The sequence below is a fragment of the Candidatus Methylomirabilota bacterium genome (genome assembly GCA_035260325.1).
Lineage (GTDB): Bacteria > Methylomirabilota > Methylomirabilia > Rokubacteriales > CSP1-6 > AR19.
In genome coordinates this window covers 1-5,250 of the sequence record DATFVL010000077.1, presented here as the reverse complement: position 1 = coordinate 5,250, position 5,250 = coordinate 1, and the positions used below count along the sequence as shown (strand labels likewise).

Annotated in this window: 5 protein-coding genes; 3 read left to right on the top strand and 2 right to left on the bottom strand. The window is 71.1% G+C overall.

Features of this window, described 5'->3' with window-relative positions:
* Nucleotides 1-378 (bottom strand): undecaprenyl diphosphate synthase family protein (locus tag VKG64_05465; GenBank protein HKB24486.1); only part of this gene is annotated, 378 nt, incomplete at its 3' end.
* Nucleotides 379-571: 193 nt separating this feature from the next.
* On the opposite strand from VKG64_05465, the gene VKG64_05460 reads away from it, so the two are divergent.
* Together VKG64_05460 and asnB are read left to right on the top strand one after the other, a co-directional pair.
* A complete protein-coding gene (locus VKG64_05460; protein HKB24485.1) occupies nt 572-2,017 on the top strand; it encodes a glycosyltransferase family 39 protein in 1,446 nt (481 codons plus the stop codon).
* A gap of 20 nt (nt 2,018-2,037) precedes the next feature.
* The gene (asnB, locus tag VKG64_05455) at nt 2,038-3,927 is read left to right on the top strand and encodes an asparagine synthase (glutamine-hydrolyzing) (GenBank protein HKB24484.1); all 1,890 of its coding nucleotides are present in this window, start codon (nt 2,038-2,040) and stop codon (nt 3,925-3,927) included.
* Here the strand turns inward: asnB and VKG64_05450 are convergent.
* Nucleotides 3,900-4,403, bottom strand: coding sequence for a CinA family protein (locus VKG64_05450; GenBank protein HKB24483.1), 504 nt, complete (start codon nt 4,401-4,403; stop codon nt 3,900-3,902). The genes asnB and VKG64_05450 overlap by 28 nt on opposite strands.
* A 370-nt stretch (nt 4,404-4,773) precedes the next feature.
* On the opposite strand from VKG64_05450, the gene VKG64_05445 reads away from it, so the two are divergent.
* The coding region (locus tag VKG64_05445; GenBank protein HKB24482.1) for a hypothetical protein at nt 4,774-5,250 on the top strand (477 nt) is incomplete at its 3' end.

Sequence of the window (5,250 nt, the reverse complement as noted above, 5' to 3'; positions counted from 1 at the left end):
GTCGGGGAGGAGCTCGAGCTTGCCGACGGCGCGGACGCGGACGCCGAGGCGGTGGATGCGGGGATCGCGGGCGAGCCCCGCCAGCTTGGACTCGACGGCCGCGAGGATGCCCGAGACCTCCTCGGGCGGCCGGCGGAGATTGTCGGTCGAGAAAACCCAGAGGCTCACCGTCGGGATGGCGAGCTGGGCGCACCATTCGAGGACGTCGTCGAGCTTCCGCGCGCCCAGCTCGTAGGTCCGCACGGGGTCCACGAGCCCGCGGTCCCGGGCGTACCGCCGGTTGCCGTCGAGAATGATGCCGACGTGGCCGGGACGGGGCCGCCGGCGGACCTGGTGGAGCAGCCGGCGCTCGTAGAGGTAGTAGAGGAGGCGCGTCACCGTTCTGGAGGCTATTCTACCCGACGGGTCCCGTCGTTAGGTAATACCCTGAACGACGTGCCGGACGCGTACAATTCTTGCCCTCTGTGATTCGGTCCGCTAGACTGCGAAACGATGGGCATGCGCCTGACTCGGAAGGCGGCTGGTCGCTGAGGAGACCGGACATGGCGAGGGAAAGCAGGTTGGATCGCGCGTGACCGTTCCGAGCAGCGCCCACGCCGAAGGCGGGTGGCAGCGAACCGTGTCGGGCGGCGGCGGCCCGCTGGTGCTCCTGACGGTCAGCGCGTTGCTGCTGTTCTTCGATTTCGGCGCCCGCGTCCTGGCGACGAACGACGAGACGCGCTTCCCGATGCTGGCCCGCGACATCCTGGCCAATGGCAACTGGGCGTTGCCGCAGATCGGCGGGGTGCCGCACCTCAACAAACCCCCGCTCTACGCCTGGCTCGTGGCGCTGGCGGCCTGGCCCGGCGGTGAGGTGACGCAGTCGAGCGCTCTCTGGCCGTCGCTCCTCGCCGGCATCGGCGTCATCCTCGCGACCTCGTGGATCGGCTGGCGGCTCTGGAGCCGGGCCGTCGGGCTGACGGCCGGCTTCATCGTGCTGACGATGCACGGCGTCTTCACGCTGGCCCGAGCGCCGATGCCGGACATGATGCTGTCGTTCGTCCTCACCGCCGCCATCGCGGCCTTCGTCGCCGCGGAATTCGACGGGCGTCGTCTCGGGCTGGCTCTCTTCTACGTTCTCCTGGGCGTGGGCTTCTGGACGAAGGGTCCCGCCGCGCTCATGGGCATCGTGATCGTCGTGGCCTTCACCGTGCGCACGGCCGGGTGGCGGGGCCTTTCGCGGCTCGCCTTGCCCACGGGCCTGCTGCTGGTCGGAGCGATGGTCGCGCCGTGGGTCGTGCTCGGCGCCGTGGTCGGCGGCGAGCAGTTCGTGCAGGATATCGTTCTCACCGACTGGTTGTGGTGGTACTTGCCGGTCGGCCAGTGGGGCTGGCGCCTGATCACCGAGCCGATCGGGCAAACCCTGGCGATCCTGCTCCCGTGGTCACCGCTGCTGCCGTTCGCCGTCGTCTCGGCGCTCAGGACGACGGACCAGACGGTGGCGAGGAAGGTGACTCTCCTCCTCGTCTGGGCGGGAGTCGTCTTCCTCCTCATCGGTGTCTCGGAGCAGCAGCGGATGCGGTACTACCTGCCGCTCTGCCCGCCGATCGCGGTGCTCATCGCGCTCTGGTCTCACCGGCTGACCGTGCGGCGCCGCCAGGTCCTGGGCTTGGCACTCGCGGCCCTGGTCGTGGTCGGGCTCGTCGCGTGGCAGCTCGCCGACAACGCGCGTCACAACGCCCGCACCGACCTGCGCGCCCTCGCGGCGAGCGCCGTGAGGGTCGACACCCCGATCTACGCCGTCGAGGTGCCGGAGCTGGTGCTCGCGTTCTACCTGGGCCGACCCGCGGTCGTGGTGCTGTCCCCGCTGGCGGCCTCCGGCGCCGACGGACCGGCCCTGCCGCCGGGCTATCTCGCGGTGGCCGACCGAGTCCTGGCCCAGGCGCTCGACCACCGGCCCGTCGAGAAGATCGCGACGGGGATGGTCAACGGCCGGCCCTTCTCCGTCCTCCAGCCTGCGTCGCCCGCGCGGCGCTGAGGAGTCCGCCCATCTGCGGGTTGACGGGATTCCTCGAGCACCGGCTTCACGACGGTCACCGCGCCACGGTGCGGCGGATGACCGACACGCTGCGCCACCGCGGCCCAGACAGCGAGGGTTTCCACCTCGATGACTTCGTCGCGCTCGGTGTCCGGCGACTCAGCATCATCGATCGCGAGACCGGCGATCAGCCGATCTCCAACGAGAGCGGTACGGTCTGGGGCGCCCTGAACGGCGAGATCTACAACTTCCGGGCGCTCCGGGCGCAGCTGGAAGGCCGGGGCCATCGCTTCCGCACGCGCTCCGACACCGAGGTCCTCGTGCACGCGTACGAGGAGTATGGCGAAGCGTGCGTGAGTCATTTCGAGGGCATGTTCGCGTGCGTCGTCTGGGACGCCCCGCGGCGCCTGCTCTTCCTGGCGCGCGACCGGATGGGCGAGAAGCCGCTCTACTACGCCGCCGGGCCCGACGCGTTCGTGTTCGGCTCGGAGCTGCGGGCGATCCTGGCGCACCCCGCCGTGCCGCGCGAGCTCAGCCCCGAGGGGCTCGCGGCCTATCTGGCGTTCGAGTACGTCCCCGATCCGCAGTCCATGATCGCCGGCGTCGCCAAGCTCCCGCCCGGCCACACCCTGAGCGTGAGTCCCGGCGATCCGCCGCGGATCAAGCAGTACTGGGACATCTCCTTCGCCCCGGACGATTCGGTGCACGAGTCGGAATGGTGCGCGCGGGTGCTCGGTCAGCTCGAGACGTCGGTCCGGCAGCGGCTCGTCGCGGACGTACCGGTGGGGATCTTCCTGAGCGGCGGGCTCGACTCGAGCGCCGTCGTCGCCCTCGCGGCGCGCGCCGGCGGCGGCGCCGTCCAGACGTTCAGCCTCGGGTTCGAGGAGCCCAGCTACGACGAGCGCGCGTTCGCCCGCGCCGTCGCCCAGCATTGTGGGACCGACCACCACGAGATCACGTTCACGCCGGCCGACGGCCGGCGTCTCCTCGACGAGGTCGGCGACCTCCTGGACGAGCCCCTGGTCGACGGCTCGTTCCTGCCGACCTACGCCCTCTCGCGGTTCGCCCGCCGAAGCATCACCGTGGCGCTCAGCGGCGACGGTGGCGACGAGCTGTTCTGCGGCTATCCGACTTTCCTCGCCGAGCGAGGGGCCCGGTGGCTCGAGCGGTGGCCGCGCTGGCTCGTCACCGCGACGTCCCGGGCCGTGGAACGCCTGCCGTCGTCACCCCGCTACGGGAGCGTCGACTTCCTCCTCAAGCAGTTCTTCCGCGGCCTCCCTCACGATCCGGCCCTTCGCACGCAGCTCCTCCTCGGGGGGTTGACCGCGCCGGAACGCGCGCGGCTCGTGTCGCCGTGGCTCGCGCCGCACTGCGCCCGGGCCGACCGCGACGACACGCTCGCGCGGGCCCTGACCGGCGTCATTGGCCTCGGCCCTCTCGAACGCGCGATCTATCAGCACTGCAAGTTCTACCTGGCCGGCCAGAACCTCGCGACGGTGGACCGCGCCAGCATGGCGTCGGGCCTCGAGGTCCGCGCACCGTTCCTCGATCACAACCTCGTGGAGCTGGCGGGACGGGTCCCGTCCGCCCTCAAGGTCCGCGGCCTCACGACCAAATACATCCTGAAGCGAGCCCTCCACGGCGTTCTGCCCCCGGCCATCCTGGAGCGGCGCAAGCAGGGGTTCGGCGTCCCGATCGGCCTCTGGCTGCGCGGCCCGCTCCGGCCGGTGCTGGAGGAGCGGCTCTCGCCGGAGCGCGTGGCGCACGTCGGGCTCTTCGATCCCGCGGCCACGGGCCGGCTCGTCGCCGAGCACCTCGGCGGCCGGCACGACCACCGGAAGATCCTCTGGGCGCTCCTGATGTTCGACGCCTGGCGCGAGCGCTATCTGCCCGGGCTCCGCTGGAGCTGACCGAGCGAGGTCTGCAGGAGCTCGAGCGCCGCCCGGGCGAACGCGAGCATGTTCTCTTCCCGATCGGCGCGCCGCGTTTCCAGCGTCAGCGCCCGCTCGACCGGTCCCGCGACCGCCAGGCACGCGTGGCCCGCCGCGTCGCCGTAGCGGTTGCCCGTCGGCCCGGTCGCGCCCGTCTCGGCGAGCCCCCACGTCGCGCCCATGAGCTCGCGGATCGTCCGCGCCTTCAGGCGCGCGTACGCCTCGGTGCTCGACCGGATCCCCGCGACCGACTCGTCCGGCACGCGCAGCAGCGCGCGCCGGGCCGCCTGCGTGTAGATCACCCCGCCCCCGAGGAAGTAGGCCGACGCGCCGGGCACGGCGAGGAGCGCCGCCGAGATCAGGCCGCCGGCCGACGATTCGGCCACCGCGATCGTCTCCTTCCGGTCCTTCAAGAGCGCCCCGAGCGACGATGCCAGCGTGACCAGCTCGTTCATGGCTTGGCTCCAATCCGAGCGACCCTTTACGAGGCCGCGCGCGTCCAGCTATAGTGTGGGACACATGAGATTGTCGAGTAATGTGATCCTCAAGCGTGCGATCCTCCGGCCGGCGCTCGCGCTGACCCTGGGCACGCTGACGTTCTGGGTCGGGTTGTTCCATCTCGTCAGGATATCGACTCGACTTACGACGCGTGTGTTCTTCGGCGAGACGCCGTCGCACGTGGTCGGCACTCTCGAAGAGGAGCGGCGGGCCGGCCGTGTGAGCCATTCCGTCCGAGGACCGATCACGTCGTCGGGACCGGAGAGTACCAGGGACGTCCGCCCCCTGTAGCGGTCGATCCGGCGGACGCCTGCTACACTTCCGCTGGTGCGGGCCGATAGCGCCGAGGGTCACCGGCCGAGCTTCCCCGATCTTGCGATCGCCCTGGCGGCGCTCTCGGGCCTCGCCGGAATGGCCGGTGTCTACCTCGACACCGCCTGGCACCGCACGATCGGCCGCGACTCGTTCTTCATCCTGCCGCACCTCTTCATTTACGGCGGCGGGCTCGGCGTATGGGCCGCCGCGCTCGCCGCCATCGCGCGTGCCTCACTCGGCCGCGAGGCGGAGATCGGCGGGCCGGTATTCAGGCTTCGCCGGCTGAGGCTTCCGTTCGGCTTCACACTCACGGCGTTCGGCACCGTCGTTATCATGGCGGCGGCGCCGGTGGATGACTGGTGGCATAGGACGTTCGGCAAGGACGTCCTCATCTGGAGCCCGCCTCACCTCCAGCCCCACCTGGGGGCGGGCGTCGCGGCGGTCGGCCTGCTCTTCGCCATCGCCGGCCAGCGCGGCCGCGGCGCGCTC

Bases quoted from the DNA above. Each gene is read 5' to 3' on its own strand.
- VKG64_05450 (HKB24483.1), bottom strand. From the start codon at position 4,403: ATGAACGAGCTGGTCACGCTGGCATCGTCGCTCGGGGCGCTCTTGAAG.